Origin of the sequence: Nonomuraea sp. NPDC049400 (assembly GCF_044466425.1) — a bacterium.
Lineage (GTDB): Bacteria > Actinomycetota > Actinomycetes > Streptosporangiales > Streptosporangiaceae > Nonomuraea.
The window spans coordinates 14,518-31,632 of record NZ_JBITMP010000086.1; the positions used below are offsets into that span (position 1 = coordinate 14,518).

At 69.8% G+C, this 17,115-nt stretch carries 18 protein-coding genes; 9 read left to right on the forward strand and 9 right to left on the reverse strand.

Features of this window, described 5'->3' with window-relative positions:
* The first annotated feature begins 38 nt into the window (after positions 1–38).
* From ACIBVN_RS57040 to ACIBVN_RS57060, 5 genes are read left to right on the forward strand one after another with little or no spacing between them, the layout of a single operon-like run.
* The gene (locus tag ACIBVN_RS57040; RefSeq protein ID WP_397150701.1) at positions 39–569 is read left to right on the forward strand and encodes a hypothetical protein; all 531 of its coding nucleotides are present in this window, start codon (positions 39–41) and stop codon (positions 567–569) included.
* Positions 569–1,507 carry a DUF4097 family beta strand repeat-containing protein gene (locus tag ACIBVN_RS57045; RefSeq protein ID WP_397150702.1) on the forward strand — a complete coding sequence of 313 codons (939 nt, stop codon included), beginning with the start codon at positions 569–571 and terminating at the stop codon, positions 1,505–1,507. The genes ACIBVN_RS57040 and ACIBVN_RS57045 overlap by 1 nt, the downstream gene beginning before the upstream one ends.
* 15 nt (positions 1,508–1,522) lie before the next feature.
* A complete protein-coding gene (locus ACIBVN_RS57050; protein ID WP_397150704.1) occupies positions 1,523–2,488 on the forward strand; it encodes an ATP-binding cassette domain-containing protein in 966 nt (321 codons plus the stop codon).
* Positions 2,485–3,288, forward strand: coding sequence for an ABC transporter permease (locus ACIBVN_RS57055; protein WP_397150706.1), 804 nt, complete (start codon positions 2,485–2,487; stop codon positions 3,286–3,288). The genes ACIBVN_RS57050 and ACIBVN_RS57055 overlap by 4 nt, the downstream gene beginning before the upstream one ends.
* On the forward strand, positions 3,285–3,791 hold the full coding sequence (locus ACIBVN_RS57060) for a DUF1707 domain-containing protein (RefSeq protein ID WP_397150708.1): 507 nt from the start codon (positions 3,285–3,287) through the stop codon (positions 3,789–3,791). The genes ACIBVN_RS57055 and ACIBVN_RS57060 overlap by 4 nt, the downstream gene beginning before the upstream one ends.
* Positions 3,792–3,832: 41 nt before the next feature.
* On the opposite strand, the gene ACIBVN_RS57065 is transcribed toward ACIBVN_RS57060, so the two are convergent.
* Both ACIBVN_RS57065 and ahcY read right to left on the reverse strand, forming a co-directional pair.
* Positions 3,833–5,068 (reverse strand): adenosylhomocysteinase, encoded by a 1,236-nt coding sequence (locus tag ACIBVN_RS57065; RefSeq protein WP_397150709.1) that lies wholly within the window; start codon positions 5,066–5,068, stop codon positions 3,833–3,835.
* Between the two features lie 86 nt (positions 5,069–5,154).
* Positions 5,155–6,582, reverse strand: a complete 1,428-nt coding sequence (gene ahcY / locus ACIBVN_RS57070; RefSeq protein ID WP_397150711.1) for an adenosylhomocysteinase — start codon at positions 6,580–6,582, stop codon at positions 5,155–5,157.
* Positions 6,583–6,685: 103 nt separating this feature from the next.
* On the opposite strand from ahcY, the gene ACIBVN_RS57075 reads away from it, so the two are divergent.
* On the forward strand, positions 6,686–7,024 hold the full coding sequence (locus ACIBVN_RS57075) for a MerR family DNA-binding transcriptional regulator (RefSeq protein ID WP_397150713.1): 339 nt from the start codon (positions 6,686–6,688) through the stop codon (positions 7,022–7,024).
* A 130-nt stretch (positions 7,025–7,154) separates the two neighbouring features.
* Here the strand turns inward: ACIBVN_RS57075 and ACIBVN_RS57080 are convergent, their stop codons facing one another.
* Positions 7,155–8,231 carry an alpha/beta hydrolase gene (locus ACIBVN_RS57080; protein ID WP_397150715.1) on the reverse strand — a complete coding sequence of 359 codons (1,077 nt, stop codon included), beginning with the start codon at positions 8,229–8,231 and terminating at the stop codon, positions 7,155–7,157.
* Positions 8,232–8,307: 76 nt separating this feature from the next.
* Between ACIBVN_RS57080 and ACIBVN_RS57085 the strand changes: the two genes are divergently transcribed.
* Positions 8,308–10,014 carry a phosphatidylglycerol lysyltransferase domain-containing protein gene (locus ACIBVN_RS57085; protein ID WP_397150717.1) on the forward strand — a complete coding sequence of 569 codons (1,707 nt, stop codon included), beginning with the start codon at positions 8,308–8,310 and terminating at the stop codon, positions 10,012–10,014.
* Positions 10,015–10,063: 49 nt separating this feature from the next.
* On the opposite strand, the gene ACIBVN_RS57090 is transcribed toward ACIBVN_RS57085, so the two are convergent.
* The 5 genes from ACIBVN_RS57090 to ACIBVN_RS57110 all read right to left on the reverse strand — a co-directional run bounded on the left by ACIBVN_RS57090 (position 10,064) and on the right by ACIBVN_RS57110 (position 14,240).
* Positions 10,064–11,020, reverse strand: coding sequence for a cation diffusion facilitator family transporter (locus ACIBVN_RS57090; RefSeq protein ID WP_397150718.1), 957 nt, complete (start codon positions 11,018–11,020; stop codon positions 10,064–10,066).
* A gap of 49 nt (positions 11,021–11,069) precedes the next feature.
* Positions 11,070–12,179, reverse strand: a complete 1,110-nt coding sequence (locus ACIBVN_RS57095; protein WP_397150720.1) for an SIS domain-containing protein — start codon at positions 12,177–12,179, stop codon at positions 11,070–11,072.
* Entirely contained in the window at positions 12,176–12,343 is a 168-nt protein-coding gene (locus ACIBVN_RS57100) for a Trm112 family protein (protein WP_106236648.1), read from the reverse strand. The genes ACIBVN_RS57095 and ACIBVN_RS57100 overlap by 4 nt, the downstream gene beginning before the upstream one ends.
* Positions 12,340–13,689, reverse strand: coding sequence for a phosphomannomutase/phosphoglucomutase (locus ACIBVN_RS57105; RefSeq protein ID WP_397150722.1), 1,350 nt, complete (start codon positions 13,687–13,689; stop codon positions 12,340–12,342). Before ACIBVN_RS57105 ends, ACIBVN_RS57100 begins: the two co-directional genes overlap by 4 nt.
* A 182-nt stretch (positions 13,690–13,871) precedes the next feature.
* Entirely contained in the window at positions 13,872–14,240 is a 369-nt protein-coding gene (locus ACIBVN_RS57110) for a DUF3499 domain-containing protein (RefSeq protein ID WP_106236645.1), read from the reverse strand.
* 364 nt (positions 14,241–14,604) lie between these two features.
* Here ACIBVN_RS57110 and ACIBVN_RS57115 point away from each other — a divergent pair, with 364 nt between their 5' ends.
* On the forward strand, positions 14,605–15,045 hold the full coding sequence (locus tag ACIBVN_RS57115; protein ID WP_397150724.1) for a metallopeptidase family protein: 441 nt from the start codon (positions 14,605–14,607) through the stop codon (positions 15,043–15,045).
* Between the two features lie 94 nt (positions 15,046–15,139).
* On the opposite strand, the gene ACIBVN_RS57120 is transcribed toward ACIBVN_RS57115, so the two are convergent.
* Positions 15,140–15,616 carry a MarR family winged helix-turn-helix transcriptional regulator gene (locus ACIBVN_RS57120; RefSeq protein WP_397150726.1) on the reverse strand — a complete coding sequence of 159 codons (477 nt, stop codon included), beginning with the start codon at positions 15,614–15,616 and terminating at the stop codon, positions 15,140–15,142.
* 267 nt (positions 15,617–15,883) lie between these two features.
* Here ACIBVN_RS57120 and ACIBVN_RS57125 point away from each other — a divergent pair, with 267 nt between their 5' ends.
* The gene (locus ACIBVN_RS57125; protein ID WP_397150728.1) at positions 15,884–16,705 is read left to right on the forward strand and encodes an SDR family oxidoreductase; all 822 of its coding nucleotides are present in this window, start codon (positions 15,884–15,886) and stop codon (positions 16,703–16,705) included.
* Positions 16,706–17,115: the final 410 nt, after the last annotated feature.

Below are 17,115 nucleotides of genomic sequence, written 5' to 3' on the forward strand. Positions count from 1 at the left end.
GGCTTGCTATGACGCCATAGCGGTGGCACCATGACGTCATGGACCTTGCGCCGTATGTCGCCCAACTCCGCCGCGAACTCGCCATCGCCGCCGGGGCGGGCGGCGAGGAAGCCCGCGCGCTGGCGGAACGTCTCACCGCGACGCTCGAGTCGGCCACCCGGCTCGCACTGCTGGAGGCCCTGTCCACCGCCGCGGACGAGATCACCCAGGACCTCGCACCGGGCTCGGTCGAGGTGCGCCTGCGCGGGCGCGACCCCGACTTCGTCGTGACGCCACCGCCGAGCACCCCGTCGTTCGAGGACGAAGGCGAGATCGAGCGGATCAAGAGGCCGCCTGCACCGCCGCCACCCCCGGACGCCGACGAGGGCGGTACGTCCCGGATCTCGCTCCGGGTGCCCGAGCATCTCAAGCCACGCATTGAGGAGGCGGCCACCCGGGATGGGCTGTCGGTCAACGCCTGGCTGGTCCGCGCCGTCTCCGCCGCGCTCGACCCGGGCGAGCCAGGGCGCGGCTCCGGCCGCCGCCCGACCACGCAGAGCGGCAACCGCTACAGCGGCTGGGTGCGCTGATGACCACGCCAACACATGAGGAGGGGTACGCCATGCCGACCTTCGACACCCCAGAGCCCATCCTCGCCGTCATCGACCTGGGTGCTGCCAACGTCAGGATCGACGCGAGCGACCGCACGGACACCGTCGTGGAGGTCCGCCCGAGCGACGAGTTCAACGACGCCGACGTGCAGGCCGCCCGGCACACCCAGATCGAGTACGCCGACGGCCGGCTCCTGGTGCGGACGGACAGGGAGCAGACCGGCTCGGCGTCCGGCTGGGGCCTGTCGCTCGACAGGCTCATCGAGTCGCCCAAGGACTGGGCGCGCTCGCTGGTGCTCGGCCCCGGCTCGGTCGACGTGACGGTCAGCCTGCCGGCGGGCTCCCGCCTCGATGCCAAGACGGAGGCGAGCCTGCGCTGCCGGGGTCCGCTCGGCGAGGTGAGCTTCACCACCTCCTACGGCGGCATCCGGATCGAGCAGGCCGGGCGGCTACGGCTGAAGAGCACCTACGGCGACATCTCCGTCAACCGCTCGTCCGGACCCGCCGAGATCACCGGGAGCCACGGCGGCATCCGCATCGGCGAGATCGACGGCACGGCCGCGGTCAAGACCGCCCACGGCGATGTCCGCCTTGGCGAGGTGACCGGTGAGCTGCGGCTGCACTCCTCCCACGGCGACGTCGACGTCGATCGTGCCCTGGGCGGCGTCGTCGCCAAGACGGCGTACGGCAGCGTGCGGATCGGCGAGGTGGTGTCCGGCTCGGTGTTCATGGAGACCACCGGCGGCGGGCTGGAGCTCGGGATCCCCGAGGGCACCGCCGCCTGGCTGGACGTGAGCTCGAAGTACGGCACCGTGGGCGTCTCCCTCGACTCCAGCGACGGCCCCGGCCAGTCGGATCGGGTCATCGAGGTGCGGGCCCACACCACCCACGGCGACATCGTCATCCATCGTTCCTGACCGAAGGAGATTGTGATGCCAGACGCGATCATGGCCGAGGGCCTGGTCAAGAAGTACGGCGACGTGACCGCCCTCGACGGGATGGCGCTGAACGTCCCGGAGGGGACGGTGTTCGGGCTGCTCGGCCCGAACGGCGCCGGCAAGACCACCACCGTGCGGATCCTGACCACGTTACTGAAGCCGGACGCCGGGCACGCCCGGGTGGCCGGGTTCGACGTCGTCCGCGACGCCCCCAGGTTGCGCGCCCACATCGGCGCCTCAGGCCAGTACGCCGCCGTCGACGACCACCTCACCGGCGCCGAGAACCTGGAAATGGTCGGCCGCCTCTACCACCTGGGCGCCAGGCGCGCCAAGCAGCGCGCCCGCGACCTGCTGGAGCGCTTCGACCTGACCGAGGCGGCCGGCCGCCCGGTGCAGGGTTACTCCGGCGGCATGCGGCGCCGGCTCGACCTGGCCGGCGCGCTGGTCGCCAGCCCGCCCGTGCTGTTCCTCGACGAACCCACCACCGGCCTGGATCCGCGGGCCCGCGCGGGCCTGTGGGACGTCATCGGCGAGCTCGTCGCGGACGGCACGACCGTGCTGCTGACCACGCAGTACATGGAGGAGGCCGACCGGCTCGCCGACCGCATCGCGGTGGTCGACCACGGGCACGTGATCGCGCTGGGGACCGCCGACGAGCTGAAGGACCAGGTGGGCGGCGACCGCATCGAGCTGACGGTCACGAGCTCGGCCGACTTGCAGACCGCCTCGCGGACGCTGGCGCCGATGGCCGTCGGCGACATGCGGCTCGACACCGCCACCTTCCGGATGACGATCCCGGTGACGGGCGGCGCAGCCGCGCTGACCAGCGCACTCGGCCACCTGGCCGCCGAGCGCATCACCGTACGCGATGCCGGCCTGCGCCGGCCGACCCTGGACGACGTGTTCCTGAGCCTCACGGGACACCAGGCCGACGAGAAGGTCAAGGAGAGCGCCCGATGAACGCCCTGCAGATCGCCGTCGCCGACGGCGTGACGATCGCCAAGCGCAACGCCCTGAAGATCCGGCGAGCCCCCGACCTGCTGGGCGGCGTGGTCATGCTGCCGATCGTGTTCGTCTTGCTGTTCACCTACGTCTTCGGCAGCATGATCAGCCTGCCGGGCATGTCGTACGGGGAATACCTGCTCCCCGGGATCTTCGTCATGACGATCGTCACGAGCGCCCAGATCACCGGCTACACCCTGACGCAGGACCTGCAGAAGGGCATCTTCGACCGGTTCCGCACGCTGCCCATGTCCCCCTCCGCGGTGCTGACCGGCCAGACCGTCAGCGACGTGATCACCAACCTGACCAGCATCGTCACGATGGCGCTCGTCGGGCTGCTCGTCGGGTGGCGCATCCGCAGCTCGCCGTGGGAGGCCGCCCTGGGGTTCCTGATGCTGCTGCTGTTCGCGTACGCCTTCTCCTGGGTGACGGCGACGGTCGCGCTGGCTCTGCGCACCCCGGAGGTCTTCAACAACGTGGCCACGATCATGTCGTTCCCGCTGGTCTTCCTGTCCAACGCCTTCGTCGACAGCACGCGCCTGCCCGGACCGCTCAAGCCGATCGCCGAATGGAACCCGGTCTCCACGCTCGCTCAGGCCGCACGCGAGCTGTTCGGCAACACCAGCCCGGCCATCCCCGCACCCGGTGCCTGGCCGCTGCAGCACGCGGTGCCGGTGTCGTTCCTGTGGTCGGTCGTGCTCCTGGCCGTGTTCGCACCGCTGGCCACGCGGCTGTACAAGAGAGCCGTCAGCCGATGAGCTCGGTCTCCGGCCTGAATCGTGAGCGGGCGGTGGAGCTGGTCCAGCAGGCGTACGCGGACGGCCGGCTCGACCTCGCCGAGATGGAGCAGCGGCTCGAACTTGCGCTCACCGCCGCCTCCTCCCAGGAACTGGCGCCGATCCTCGCCGACCTGCCGGACGACGTGGTCCGGCTCGGCTCCACCGGCGGGCGCATCATGCGGACAGGCGACTGGCAGGTGCCCCGCCGCCTGAGCGTCGACTCCGAGTACGGGAAGGTGCGGCTCGACCTGTCCAGGGCCCGCATCCCGTATGCGCAGGTCGACATCGAGCTCCGGCTCGCGTACGGCAGCGCCACGATCGTGCTGCCCGCCGGCGCGAGCGCGAACGCCGACGGAGTACGGACCGAATGGGGCCGCGTGAGCTGCAAGGCAGCAGGCCGCGCACGTCCAGGCGAGTTGCACGTCCACATCACCGGCGAGCTCCCCTACGGCCGCCTGACCATCCGCAACGCGCGCACGTGATCCAGCGCCCGCCACGAGCTCACGTGGACCGACCGCGCCGGTCAGGAGCCGACGCGCCAGGAGTGCAGGTAGTCCTCCTGCTCAGGGGTGAGCACGTCGATGCCGATGCCGGCGGCGGCCAGCTTGAGCCGGGCCACCTCGTGGTCGATCTCCTCCGGGACGTCGTAGACGCCGGGTTCCAGGCGGGAGCGCTCGCCGGCCAGCCAGGCCACGGCAAGGGCCTGCGCGGAGAACGACATGTCCATGACGGCCGCGGGATGCCCCTCAGCCGCGGTGAGGTTGACCAGCCGCCCCTCGGCGAGCAGCAGCAGCCGCTGGCCGTCGGGCATGACGTACTCGTCGGTGTTGGGCCGCACCCCGCGGTGCACTTCCGCGGACATCTCATCCAGCGCCCGCACGTCGATCTCCACGTCGAAGTGCCCGGCGTTGGCCAGGATCGCGCCGTCCTTCATGGCCGACAGGTGCTCGGCCCTGATCACGTCGCGGTTGCCCGTCACGGTGACGAACAGGTCGCCGACCATCGCCGCCTGCGCCATGGGCCGCACCTCGTAGCCCTGCAGGGTCGCGTCGAGCGCCTTCACGGCGTCGATCTCGGTCACGATCACCCGTGCCCCGAACCCCTTGGCCCGCTCGGCCACGCCTCGCCCGCAGAACCCGAACCCGGCCACGACGACCGTGCGGCCGGCCAGCATGGTGTTGGTGGCGCGCATGATGCCGTCGAGCGTGGACTGCCCGGTGCCGTAACGGTTGTCGAACATGCGCTTGGTGCGCGTGTCGTTCACGGCCACCATGGGGAACCTCAACGCGCCCTCGGCGGCCATCTGGCGCAGCCTGATGATCCCGGTGGTGGTCTCCTCGCAGCCGCCGCTGACGCGTTCGAGCAGGTCAGTACGCTCGGTGTGGAGGATGTTCACCAGATCGCACCCGTCGTCGAGCACGAGATCGGGCTCGAGATCGAGCGCCTGGTGAATGTGCCGGTAGTAGGTGGCCCGATCGACGCCCGCGCGCGCGTGCACGCCGATCCCGTACATCCGCAGCGCCTCGGCCACGTCGTCCTGAGTGGACAGGGGGTTGGAGGCGGCAAGCGCGATCTCGGCCCCTCCGGCCTTCAACGCCCCCATCAGCACGGCCGTCTCGGCGGTGACGTGCAGGCAGGCAGCGATCTTCAACCCGTCAAGCGGCCGTTCGAGCCCGAACCGCTCTCCGATCGCCGTCAGCACCGGCATCGAACGAGCGGCCCAGGAGATCTGCCGCTCGCCACTTTCCCAGAGATCCATGCCAGCCCTTTGAGCGAAGAAGATGAGCGCTCCTACGGAGCGGCTCCGGAGGGGAGAAACCCCCTCCGGAGCCTCGGTACCCCGGTTCAGTACCGGTAGTGGTCGGACTTGTACGGGCCCTCGACGTGGACGCCGATGTAGGCGGCCTGCTCCTTGGTCAGCTCGGTGAGCTTGACCCCCAGGGCGTCGAGGTGCAGGCGGGCGACCTTCTCGTCCAGGTGCTTGGGCAGGGTGTAGACGCCGATCGGGTATTCGGACGTCTTCGCGAACAGCTCGATCTGCGCGATCACCTGGTTGGTGAACGAGTTGGACATGACGAAGCTCGGGTGGCCGGTCGCGCAGCCGAGGTTCATCAGGCGGCCCTCGGCGAGCACGATGATCGAGTGCCCGTCGGCGAAGACCCACTCGTCGACCTGGGGCTTGATGTTGCGCTTCTCGATGCCGGGCAGCTTGGCGAGGCCGGCCATGTCGATCTCGTTGTCGAAGTGGCCGATGTTGGAGACGATCGCCTGGTGCTTCATCTTCGCCATGTGGCCGGCGGTGATGATGTTGAAGTTGCCGGTGGCGGTCACGAAGATGTCCGCGATGCCGACGACCTCGTCGAGCGTGGTCACCTGGAAGCCGTCCATGGCCGCCTGGAGCGCGCAGATCGGGTCGATCTCGGTCACGATGACCCGGGCGCCCTGGCCGCGCAGCGCGTCGGCACAGCCCTTGCCGACGTCGCCGTAGCCGCAGACCACGGCCACCTTGCCGCCGATCAGCACGTCGGTGGCGCGGTTGAGGCCGTCGATGACGGAGTGGCGGCAGCCGTACTTGTTGTCGAACTTCGACTTGGTGACCGAGTCGTTGACGTTGATGGCCGGGAAGAGGAGCTGGCCGTTCTTGTGCATCTCGTAGAGACGGTGCACGCCGGTCGTGGTCTCCTCGGTGACGCCCTTGATGCTCTCGGCGATCCTGGTCCACTTCTTGTCGTCGCCGACCGTGCGGGTGAGCAGGTCGATGATGACGTGCCACTCCTCGGGGTCCTCCGCCGTGGCGGCGGGCACGGCGCCCGCCTTCTCGTACTCGGCGCCCTTGTGGACCAGCAGCGTGGCGTCGCCGCCGTCGTCGAGGATCATGTTGGGAGCGCTGCCGTCAGGCCACGAGAGGGCCTGTTCGGTGCACCACCAGTACTCCTCCAGCGTCTCGCCCTTCCAGGCGAACACCGGCACACCCTGCGGGTTCTCAGTGGTGCCGTCAGGGCCGACGACCACCGCGGCGGCGGCGTGGTCCTGGGTGGAGAAGATGTTGCAGCTGACCCAGCGGACCTCGGCGCCCAGAGCGACCAGCGTCTCGATCAGGACGGCCGTCTGGATCGTCATGTGCAGGGAGCCCATGATCTTCGCGCCGCGAAGGGGCTGAGAGGCCGCGTACTCCTTTCGGATCGCCATGAGGCCGGGCATCTCGTGCTCGGCGAGCCGGATCTCCTTGCGGCCGAAGTCGGCCAGTGAAAGGTCTGCGACCTTGAAGTCCATCGGGTTTTCCCTCGCGTCGCGGATGGTTGTCGGCACCGAGTTTAGGCGGCCTTATGGCGGGGTCGCATCTTCAGGTCCGCAAAGCTGACGTAAGAATGTAAGGATGCGCATCACTGAGGCCGCGAAGCGGCTCGGCATGTCCCCGCGAATGCTCCGATACCGGGAGGCACTCGGCCTGTTGCCGCCGGTAAGAGAGCAGGGGGCGCATCGGCGGTTCGGTCCAGAGGAGCTGGCCGCGGTGGCGCAGGGGGTGGAGCTGGAGAAGCGGTTCGACGTCTCGCCGGCCGAGCTGGCGTTCGCGCTGCGGGTGCTCACCGAGCCCGCGGTGGCGGCGGCCGTGCGCGACCTCGGGGTCCGGATCGGGCGCATCCAGGTGCCCCGCCGGGCCCTCGACTTCGAGAAGGAGAAGGCGCTTCGCCTGCTCCGCCCGTCCGGCGGGTGAGCTTGCTGCCCCTTCCCGCCGGCAGCCCTCGCCCTTTTCGAGCGGCTTGATCCCACGTCCACCAGCGTGCCCGCACCGCCCATGCGGGGCCACCCGTAGCGGACCCCACTCCGCAGGCGGAACCCCCGGATCAGGCGGCAGGGGTGGCGAGTTGCTGGGCGAGCCATGGGAGGGCCTGCGGCAGCTCCCGGTTCCAGGTGTTGAAGTTGTGGCCGCCGCTGGGCAGGAACAGCGACGACGCCTGCATCGGCGGCTTCACCGCAGCCAGGAAGCGCACTGTCGCGGGATAGTCGCTCTCACCCTTCTTGCTGCTGGTGACGAGCACGTTCACGGCGGGCGCGGGCAGGTGCGCCAGCCGCCACATGAGGTCGTTGCGCTGCTCGACCGATTTGTCCCCCTGGAACAGGTCGCCGGTGGTGCGGTCGATGATCGTCTTGAAGTAGCCCGACAGCGAGACGGCCGCGGAGAACTGCTCGGGATGACTCATGACGATCTTGAGCGCGCAGTAGCCACCGGTCGAGCCGCCCAGGATCCCCCACGAGTCCCGCCCCGAGGCCACCCGGTAGTGAGCGATCATGTCCTGTTTGACATCGTTCGCGAAGTACGTCTGCACCTGCGGCCCGCGCGGCACATCCACACACTCGGTGTCGCGCGGCAGCACCACGCTGGGCCGCATCATGACCAGGATCGTGGGTTTGACCTGGCCCTCGGCGATCGCCTTCGCCATCCGCCCCGGCAGGTCCAACCGGGTCATGAGATTGCGGGGGTCGCCCGGGTAGCCGGTGAGGGCGATGATCGCGGGGAAGTGCTCCGTCCTGTGCTTCAGGTACGCCGTCGGCAGGAACACGTACGCCTCCTCGCTCAGCCGCGTGGACGGCCCCGGCATGATCACCTGCTCGATGCGCCCGCCCGGCACCGCGCGGCTGCCGAGCACCTGCAGACCCGTGGCGGCGACCGTGATCGGCGCCGTCGCCGTGTCGGTGCCCAGCAGGTCGCTCCAGGTGCTGTAGAAGGCGAAGTACGAGTTCAGCGCCAGCCCCAGGGTGGCCAGCGTGAGCACCTGGCAGACGGCCAGCACCCCCACCCGGCCCAGCACGACCCCCCAACTGCTCGCGCCCAGCCGCGGCCACAACCACACCGTTGCCACCAGCGCCGCCACCGCGAGCACCGCGGTGGTGACCAGCAGCCCCATCGAGGTGAGTCCCATAAGAAATGGGATACCTGCCGGCGCGTAAGCAGCGAGTTAACAAGCGCATTACCAGGCCAGGTCTTCAATGTGAGGTGTGAAGCGTTCCTGGATCCCAGCCGTCGCCGGTTACGCGTCATTGGCGATCGGCCTGCTGGACATCGGCAAAGCCGTGTTCCCCCATTTCGAGCACACCCGGATGGGCGAGTGGTCCGACCTTCTGCCGGGCATCGTCTCGACCGTCGCCAGGGCGTCCTCGCTGGTCGTCGGCATCATGCTGGTGATGATCGCGCACGCGCTGCGCCGCGGGAAGGTGCGGGCCTGGCGCGCTGTCGTGGTGCTGCTGCCGGCCAGCGCCGTCGTGAGCTTCATCCACCTGCGCCCCACCTCGGCCGTGATCAGCCTCGCGCTGCTGGCCTTGCTGGTGGCGGGCAGGCGCGAGTTCTCCGCACTCCCTGACCCGCGCTCACGCTGGCGGGCACTGGGCAACCTGCTCGTGCTCGGCGCCATCGACCTCGGTCTCGGGTACGTGATCGTCAGTGCCCGGCCCCGGATGCTCGTGGGCCATCCGAGCGTGCTCGACCGCCTCGAACACGTCCTCCTGGGCCTCGCGGGCATCGAGGGACCGGTCACGTTCACCGTCGAGCGGGTCTCCGACCTGGTCTACTTCTCGCTGCTCGCGCTCGGCACGCTCACCGCCGTCACCACGCTCTACCTGGCGCTGCGTCCTGAACGCCCGATCGCGGAGCTCACCGAGGACGACGAGCGGCGCCTGCGCGGCCTGCTCGCCCAGCACGGCGAACGCGACTCGCTCGGCTACTTCGCGCTGCGGCAGGACAAGAGCGTGCTCTTCTCCCCCTCGGGCAAGGCGGCCATCGCCTACCGCGTGGTGTCCGGGGTCATGCTGGCCAGCGGCGACCCCATCGGCGACCGCGAGGCCTGGCCCGCGGCGATCAAGACGTTCATGAACGAGGCCAGGCGGCACGCCTGGGTGCCCGCCGTCATCGGCTGCGGCGAGACCGGCGGCGAGGTGTGGACCCGTGAGGCCAGGATGTCCGCGCTGGAGATCGGCGACGAGGCCGTGATCGAGGTCGCCGACTTCACGCTGGACGGCCGCGCGATGCGTAACGTCCGGCAGATGGTCAACAGGACCGAGCGCGCCGGTTACACCTGCCGCGTGCGGCGCACCGCCGATCTGACCGAGCCGGAGAGGGAACGCATCCGGCAGGCGGCCGACTCATGGCGCGGCACCCAGACCGAACGCGGCTACTCCATGGCGCTCGGCCGCTTCGGCGACCCCGGGGACGCCGACTGCCTGGTGTGCACCGCCCACAAGGACGGCGAGCTCAAGGCGGTGCTGCACTTCGTGCCGTGGGGACCGCACGGCATCTCGCTCGATCTCATGCGGCGCGACCGCGACGCCGAGCCCGGGCTCAACGAACTGCTGATCGTCAAGACCCTCCAGGCCGCGCCCGCCCTGGGCATCACGCAGGTCTCCCTGAACTTCGCCATGTTCCGGGCGGTCCTGGCCCGCGGGGAGCGCCTCGGCGCCGGCCCGGTGCTGCGCGCGTGGCGGGCGCTGCTGATCTTCCTGTCGCACTGGTTCCAGATCGAGTCGCTGTATCGGTTCAACGCCAAGTTCCGGCCGATCTGGGAGCCCCGCTTCGTGGTCTATCCGAACGCCCGCGACCTGCCGCGCATCGGGATCTCGGCGCTGCAGGCCGAGGCGTTCATCACTCTGGGCCGCTCGCAACGGGGTCGCCTGCGGCTCCCCTGGCTGCGTCCGGCCCAGCTCACCTCATGACACCGCCCGCGCCGGGCTCACGATCGGGCCGGGACGCGGGCGAACGCGCTCAGCCCGAGGTGGCCTCGGAGGGCGAACCCGAAGCGGTGGTGCGCAGGCGGTCCAGGTCGGGCTCCAGGTAGATGACGCGGGCGATCGGCACGGCCTCGCGGATGCGGCGCTCGGCCTCGTCGATGCCATGAGCAACCTCGGCCGCCGTGCCGTCGTGCGCCACCGCGATCTTCGCCGCCACCAGCAGCTCCTCAGGCCCCAGGTGCAGCGTGCGCATGTGGATGACCCTGTCCACCTCGGGCGAGCTCTCCAGCGCGGTCCGGACCTGCGCCTCCATCTCGGGCGTGGCGCCCTCACCGACCAGCAGCGACTTGGTCTCCATGGCCAGCACGACCGCGATCAGGCCCAGCAGCACGCCGATCATCAGGGTGCCGATGGCGTCCCAGACGACGTCGCCGGTGATGACCGCCATCGTCACGCCGAAGAGGGCGAAGATCAGACCGAGCAGCGCGCCCAGGTCCTCCAGCAGGATGACCGGCAGCTCAGGAGACTTGGACCGGCGGACGAAGGCCACCCAGGACTGCTTGCCGCGTACCGCGTTCGACTCCTTGATCGCCGTACGGAACGAGAACGCCTCGGCGATGATCGCGAAGATCAGCACCGCGAACGCCCAGATCGGCGACTCCACCTTCGCATGCGGGTCTGAGAGCTTGTGCACACCCTCGTAAATCGAGAACGCCGCGCCGATCGTGAACAGCACCACGGCCACCACGAAGGCGTAGAAGTAGCGTTCGCGGCCGTAGCCGAAGGGGTGCTCCTTGGTGCTGGCCCTGGCCGCCCGCTTGCCACCGATCAGCAGCAGCACCTGGTTGCCCGAGTCGGCCACCGAGTGGATGCCCTCCGCCAGCATCGAGGAGGACCCGGTGAAGAACGCGGCCACGAATTTAGCCACGGCGATTGCCAGGTTCGCGGTCAACGCCGCAATGATCGCTTTCGTTCCGCCGCTCGCGCTCACCGATCTTCTCCACTCATAAAGATCACGTACAAAGGCCTGAAAAAGGATCCTATTGCGAAATTCTGGCCTTCAGCTCAGTGATCGCCGACACAGGGGTCGGGTCGACGGCATATCCCAGCGCCAGATAGGTGCTTGCGTAGTCGCCGAGCGCGATCAGCGTGGCGATCCGTTCCAGCGGGTGCACGCCCTCCGCCGCGAGCTCCGTCACCGGCACGTCGCGATCGTTCGCGAGCCGTACCGACGCCTCGCGCCGCCGCGTCACCTGCGGATGCTCTTCGGCGTCGCGCAGCAGGACGAGCTTGAGCGTGCGCCCGGACGTGTCGGCGAAGATGTCGCGCTCGGCCAGCGGCCCGTCGAAGGCCACGATCTGGTTGTGATCGGCCTCGGGCAACTCACCGTAGATGGCGGGATATTTCGCGTTCGTGTTGAGCTGACAGGCCATCCGGTACGCCGCCACCGACGCCAACGCCGACGAACCCCAGATCATCGGCACGCTCTCGGCCAGGTCCATGGCCAGCGACTTGCCCGGGTTGATGAACGACTCGCTGGACGGCCTGCACCGGTGCGCCATGTCCTCCAGCGTCTTGGCCACCCCTTCGAACACGTCGGCGTCGGCCTGCACGAGCCGGAGCCCGGCGGCGGCCACGATGAGGGGGGCGGTCAGCAGCCAGAGGTTCGCCCTGGACTGTCCGGTGACGGGCACCGGCACGTACGGCGCCGACGCCTGGGTGGCGATGGCCTCCAGCGGAGAGCCCGGAGCGCCCACGCCGAGCAGCGTGCAGCCGCGCCGCACGGCCTGGGTGGCGACGGACAGCGTCTCCTCGGCCGCGCCGGAGCCGGAGACGGCGATGACCAGGTCGGTGGCGCCCACCCAGCCGGGGAGCTGGTAGGAGCGCAGGGACACGATCGGCAGCGGCGCGCCGTTGCCGGCGATCGCCGCGAGGATGTCGCCCGCGATGCCCGAGCCGCCCACACCCGCGACCACGATGGCCCGCGGGCGCCCGTGGCCGGTCAGGCGGGCGACGACCTCGGCCTCGACGGCCGTGCGGTAGCCGGTGCGTACGTGGGCCGCGGAGGCGGCCACCGCCGGGAGCATGCCGCCAGGGTCGGCCTCGCTGAGGTGACGCTGGTCGTCGAGCCGCTCCGGCTCCCAGGTCACGGCTTCCTGGCCTCGTCGACGAGCAGGACGGGAATGTCATCCCGTACCGGATAGATCAGGCCGCAGCCCGTGCAGGCCAGCTCCTCGGCCTCGGTCTCGGCGCGCAGGGGAGCCTTGCACGCCGGGCAGGCCAGGATCTCCAGCAGCCAGTCGTCGATCTTCACTCTGACACCCTTCCCACGATCGCGAGAACCTCGTCCCTGATCGCCTTCATCTCGGTCTCGTCGGCCGCCTCGGCGTTCAGCCTGAGCAGCGGCTCGGTGTTGGACGCCCGCAGGTTGAACCACCAGCCGGGCCCGGTCACGGTCAGCCCGTCGAGCTCGTCGAACTCCCCGCGTCCCGTGAACGCCTCCCGCACTCGCCGCAACGCGTCACCCTGGTCCGCCACGGCGCTGTTGAGCTCGCCCGAGGCGTGGTAGCGGGAGTAGACCTCCACCGCCTCCGACAGCGGCCGCCCCTGCTCGCCGAGCGCGGCCAGCACGTGCAGCGCCGCCAGCATCCCGGAGTCGGCGAACCAGAAGTCACGGAAGTAGTAGTGGGCCGAGTGCTCACCGCCGAAGACGGCGCCCGTCCGGGCCATCTCGGCCTTGATGAACGAGTGCCCGACCCGCGTGCGCACGGGCACGCCGCCGTGCTCGCGCACGATCTCGGGAACCGCGAGCGACGTGATCAGATTGTGGATGACCGTCGCGCCCGGGTATTTGGCCAGCTCCCGCGCCGCGACCAGCGCCGTCACGGCCGATGGCGAGACCGACTCGCCCCGCTCGTCGATCACCCAGCACCGGTCGGCGTCGCCGTCGAACGCCAGCCCGATGTCGGCGCCGCCCTCGACCACGGCCCGCTGGAGGTCGACGAGGTTCTGTGGCTCGATGGGGTTGGCCTCGTGGTTGGGGAAGGTGCCGTCCAGCTCGAAGTAGAGCGGGGTCAGCTCGATCGGCAGGCCCTCGAACACGGCGGGCACGGTGTGCCCGCCCATGCCGTTGCCCGCGTCGACGACGACCTTGAGCGGCCTGATGCGCGTGAGATCGACGAGGGTGCGCAGGTGGTGCGCGTAGCCCTGCAGCAGGTCCTTCTCGATCAACGACCCGCTGGGCGTGGCTGTGCCGCCCACCAGCTCGGCGGCTCTGTCGCGGATCTCGCGCAACCCCGTGTCACCGCCGATCGGCACCGCGCCGGACCGGCACATCTTCATGCCGTTGTAGCGGGCGGGGTTGTGGCTGGCGGTGAACATCACGCCGGGCAACCCGAGGCTCCCGCTGGCGTAGTAAAGGAGGTCGGTGGAGCCGAGCCCCGCGTGCACCACATCGGCGCCACGCGAACGGGCACCCCGGATGAACGCGTCGGCCAGCGGCACGGAGGACTCGCGCATGTCATGCGCGACGACCACCGACTCGGCCCCCGTGACTTCGACGAAGGCGGCCCCCACGGCCTGGGCGGTCGGCTCGTCGAGCTCGTCGGGCACCACGCCGCGAACGTCGTACGCTTTGAAGATCTTGGCGAGGTCGCCCACTCTCCAGCTCCGCCCCTAGGTCGTTGCTCCGTGTCTATCGAGCGTCTTTCGTCAGCTTAGCGATCCTGCGCGGGACATAGGGTCCTGGAACGTTTCCCATCGTGGCCGCAGGCATGGGCGCGCAGCCGGAACCCGCCGGTGGCCCAGGCGTGCCAGGCCTCAGCCGGATGGGGTGGGGCGGCCTACCGGTCGCGGTGCTGCTGGGCCGACCGCAGCACGCGCAGATGCCCTCTGCGGCCGACCTCGACGCCCTGACCGACCGGCTCACCGCCGCCGGACGGCGTGGGCCGCGCGGCCTCCCTGACCGCGTTGGCCAGCGCCTCGAGATCGTCGGAACTCGGGGAGGCACCGTCCGTCGGCAGCCGTACCACCTCCCAGCCGCGGGGAGCGGTCAACCGCTCGGCGTGTTCGGCGCACAGGTCGTAACAGTGTGGCTCCGCGTACGTCGCCAGGGGGCCGAGAACAGCGGTCGAGTCGGCGTATACGTACGTGAGCGTGAAGACGGCAGGCTGACTGCAGGCGGTGCGGGAACAGCGGCGGACGGGGCTCACGGAGGGACCGTATCTGGTAAGAGTGCGAGGCGCCACTATCTGAGCGCTCTTAACGAGCGTGTCGCCACAATTCGGACACCTGTCGCAGCCTTTCCACCCACATGCCCCGAAGACCCCGGCCCCGGAAACCCCGAAATCAACGGGGGATCACCCATCCTGGGCACCGCCCGGGAGCCCTATTCCGGGCGCGCATTCCACGCTCTGCCCGCCGCCCGCAACCCACCCCCTTGAACCCCCCGTCCTCCGCTCCCATGCTCCCTGCCCCCAGACGACCGCTGCCCAAGGTAGGGAGCACCGCGGAAACATGCGTTCCGGGACGACACCACTCCCCCTAGCCACCGGACCGGCCCCTTAGACTTTCCTCGTGACTCAGAAGCGCGGTCCCCGACGGCGCGATCGCCACGGTCGCGGCCTCCGCGGCCCGCTCGCCCCCTCCCACGTGCCCATGGCCAAGTCCCGCAGCGAGCGCTTCGACGACCTCGTGCTGGACGCGGTGGACCGGCTCCGCCCCCGCTGGGAGCGCCAGTTGTCGGCGGTGGAGTTCGCGGTGGAGGAGGTCCCGCCGCTCAGCGAGCTGGGCGACGGCCCCAGCCTGAGCCCGGACCCGATCCCGTTCGGGCGCGCGGACGCGGCAAGCGGCCAGAACCCTGCGTCGATCGTGGTGTACCGGCGGCCGCTGGAGGCAAGGGCGAGAGACCGGGACACCCTGGGCGCCATGGTCCACGACACGGTGGTGGAACAGGTGGCCACCCTCCTGGGCCTCTCCCCGGAAACCGTCGACCCCGGCTACGACGACCGCCGCTGAAACTCGTACGGGGCCCAGACAATCCCTCTACGAGCATTCAGCCCTCAGCGTTTCCAGCGGCTTCTTCAACTTCGACCAGGCGACGGACGCCCGGTCAGGTCCGGGACGAGCTGTCGGAGGTGAAGCGGCGGGCCTGGTCGTGACCCACGTCGGAGGCGCGGCGGAGGTAGTCGGCGATGACCTCGAGCTTGTCGTCGTCATAACGGTCGAGGACTTCTCCGAAGGCGTTGCCGGGAATGGCCCACGCCGCCCCGATCCTGGCGCGCGCGTCGGGCGCCAGGGCGACCAGGGCGCGTCTGCGGTCCTGCGGGTCGGCCTGCCGCACGACGAAGCCCGCCTTCTCCAGGCGATCGACCAACCGTGAGGCGGCGCCGGGGGTCAGGCCGGTCAGCGCGGCGATCTCCCCGGTGCTCACCGGGCCGGACTCGAGGTCGAGCAGGGACACGCACTGCAGGTCGGTGGGGTGCAGGCCCAGATGGTCGGCCAGCGCCTGGTTGAACAGCACATATGCGGCGTAGTGCCGCCGACTCTCGGTGACGACGCGCGCCATCAACTCGGCTCGGTTTGACATCCGGCCCTCCATGCCCCAAGTTTATGTGCGTCACACAATATTTGTGTGACGCACAATGTGTGTCGCGTATAGATTCTAGCTCGAGGGAGACACCGCAGCCGGCGCCGCCGTGGTGACCTCCGTCTGATTCGGCTCCCTCACCGCCGCCCAGGCCACGGCCGCGGCCGCGGTCCCCAGCCTCGCCGTGCGGCCGTCACCACACTCATCCGCTGCGCCCTTGATGCGGCGACTACCACGCAATGTCACGCCCTCGAAAGGAACACCCCCATGACCGTTCTCGTCACCGGCAGCCGCGGCGCCGTCGCCAGAAACCTCGTCGCCCTGCTCCGCGACCGCGGCCTGGAGGTCCGTCCGGCCTCCAGCACGCCGGGCGACCCGCAGACCGTCAAATGCGACCTCACCGATCCGACCACCTTCCCCTCCGCGCTGAAGGGGGTGACCTCGGTCTTCCTGTACGCCGAACCGGCCTGCGCCGACGCCTTCGCCGAAGAGGCCGCACGCGCAGGAGTCGAGCACATCGTGCTGCTGTCCTCCTCAGCGGTCCTCATCCCCGACCCCGAAAGCAGCCCGCTCGCCAAGTCGCACCTGGAGGCGGAGAAGGCTCTGGAAGCCTCCCCAGTCCGCGCCACCTCGCTGCGCCCCGGTTCCTTCGCCGGCAACACGCTGGGCTGGGCCTGGTCCATCAAGTCCGGCCAGCCCGTCGGCCTGCCCTATCCCGGCTCCCACAACGACCCGATCCATGAGGCCGACGTCGCCGAGGCCGCTCTCGCCGTACTCACCGACCCCGCCCTGGGCGGCCGGCCGTACACGCTGACCGGCCCCCAATCCCTCACCTTCGCCCAGCAGATCGACATCCTCGCCGAGGTGACTGGCCGGGACATCACCGTCAAGCAGCTCAGCCGCCAGGAATGGAAGGTGGAGATGGCCGAGTACATCCCCGCCTCCTACGCCGACCCGCTGCTGGACTGGTGGCAGTCCAACGACGGCCGCCCCGTCGAGATCACCCAGACCGTCCATGAGCTGACCGGCCACCCCGCCCGCACGTTCGCCGACTGGGCGCGGGACCACGCCGCGGACTTCACCGGCTGATTCCCCGGATCGCGCCGAAGGTGACTCCGCCTTGAACGTCGTGATGAGTTTCAAGGCGGCGCCTCGGATCCGCGATGAGCTTCGGGCGGCTCGCGAGTCCACGCAGGTGAACCGAACGACAGGAGACCCGAAGTGGGCGAGCGAGTGAGCACCGCAATCCACGGCGTCGGCGAGCTGCTGCTGTGGGAGGGCGATGGTCAGGTGCTGCTGGCGCGGGATGCTTCCTGACCGCGCGCGCTCGAGTCGGCGGGGTGGAGGTCAGCGGGGGAGGTCAACGGCTCGCGGCCGGTGAACAGGGTGAGAAGGAGGGCTAGCGCCAAGACCACTTAGTTAGCGATTTCGTGGTGTCGTCAAATCGGCGGAAACAGCAACAGAGCCCCTGCTAGAACAGTGTCGACCAAGATCACAGT

What these genes read in the sequence shown, in the direction of transcription:
- ACIBVN_RS57080 (WP_397150715.1), bottom strand. Translation starts at nt 8,231, where the DNA reads ATGGGACTCACCTCGATGGGGCTGCTGGTCACCACCGCGGTGCTCGCG.
- ahcY (WP_397150711.1), bottom strand. Translation starts at nt 6,582, where the DNA reads ATGGACTTCAAGGTCGCAGACCTTTCACTGGCCGACTTCGGCCGCAAG.
- ACIBVN_RS57060 (WP_397150708.1), top strand. Translation starts at nt 3,285, where the DNA reads ATGAGCTCGGTCTCCGGCCTGAATCGTGAGCGGGCGGTGGAGCTGGTC.
- ACIBVN_RS57045 (WP_397150702.1), top strand. Translation starts at nt 569, where the DNA reads ATGACCACGCCAACACATGAGGAGGGGTACGCCATGCCGACCTTCGAC.
- ACIBVN_RS57120 (WP_397150726.1), bottom strand. Translation starts at nt 15,616, where the DNA reads ATGTCAAACCGAGCCGAGTTGATGGCGCGCGTCGTCACCGAGAGTCGG.
- ACIBVN_RS57050 (WP_397150704.1), top strand. Translation starts at nt 1,523, where the DNA reads ATGCCAGACGCGATCATGGCCGAGGGCCTGGTCAAGAAGTACGGCGAC.
- ACIBVN_RS57040 (WP_397150701.1), top strand. Translation starts at nt 39, where the DNA reads ATGGACCTTGCGCCGTATGTCGCCCAACTCCGCCGCGAACTCGCCATC.
- ACIBVN_RS57075 (WP_397150713.1), top strand. Translation starts at nt 6,686, where the DNA reads ATGCGCATCACTGAGGCCGCGAAGCGGCTCGGCATGTCCCCGCGAATG.
- ACIBVN_RS57125 (WP_397150728.1), top strand. Translation starts at nt 15,884, where the DNA reads ATGACCGTTCTCGTCACCGGCAGCCGCGGCGCCGTCGCCAGAAACCTC.
- ACIBVN_RS57065 (WP_397150709.1), bottom strand. Translation starts at nt 5,068, where the DNA reads ATGGATCTCTGGGAAAGTGGCGAGCGGCAGATCTCCTGGGCCGCTCGT.
- ACIBVN_RS57055 (WP_397150706.1), top strand. Translation starts at nt 2,485, where the DNA reads ATGAACGCCCTGCAGATCGCCGTCGCCGACGGCGTGACGATCGCCAAG.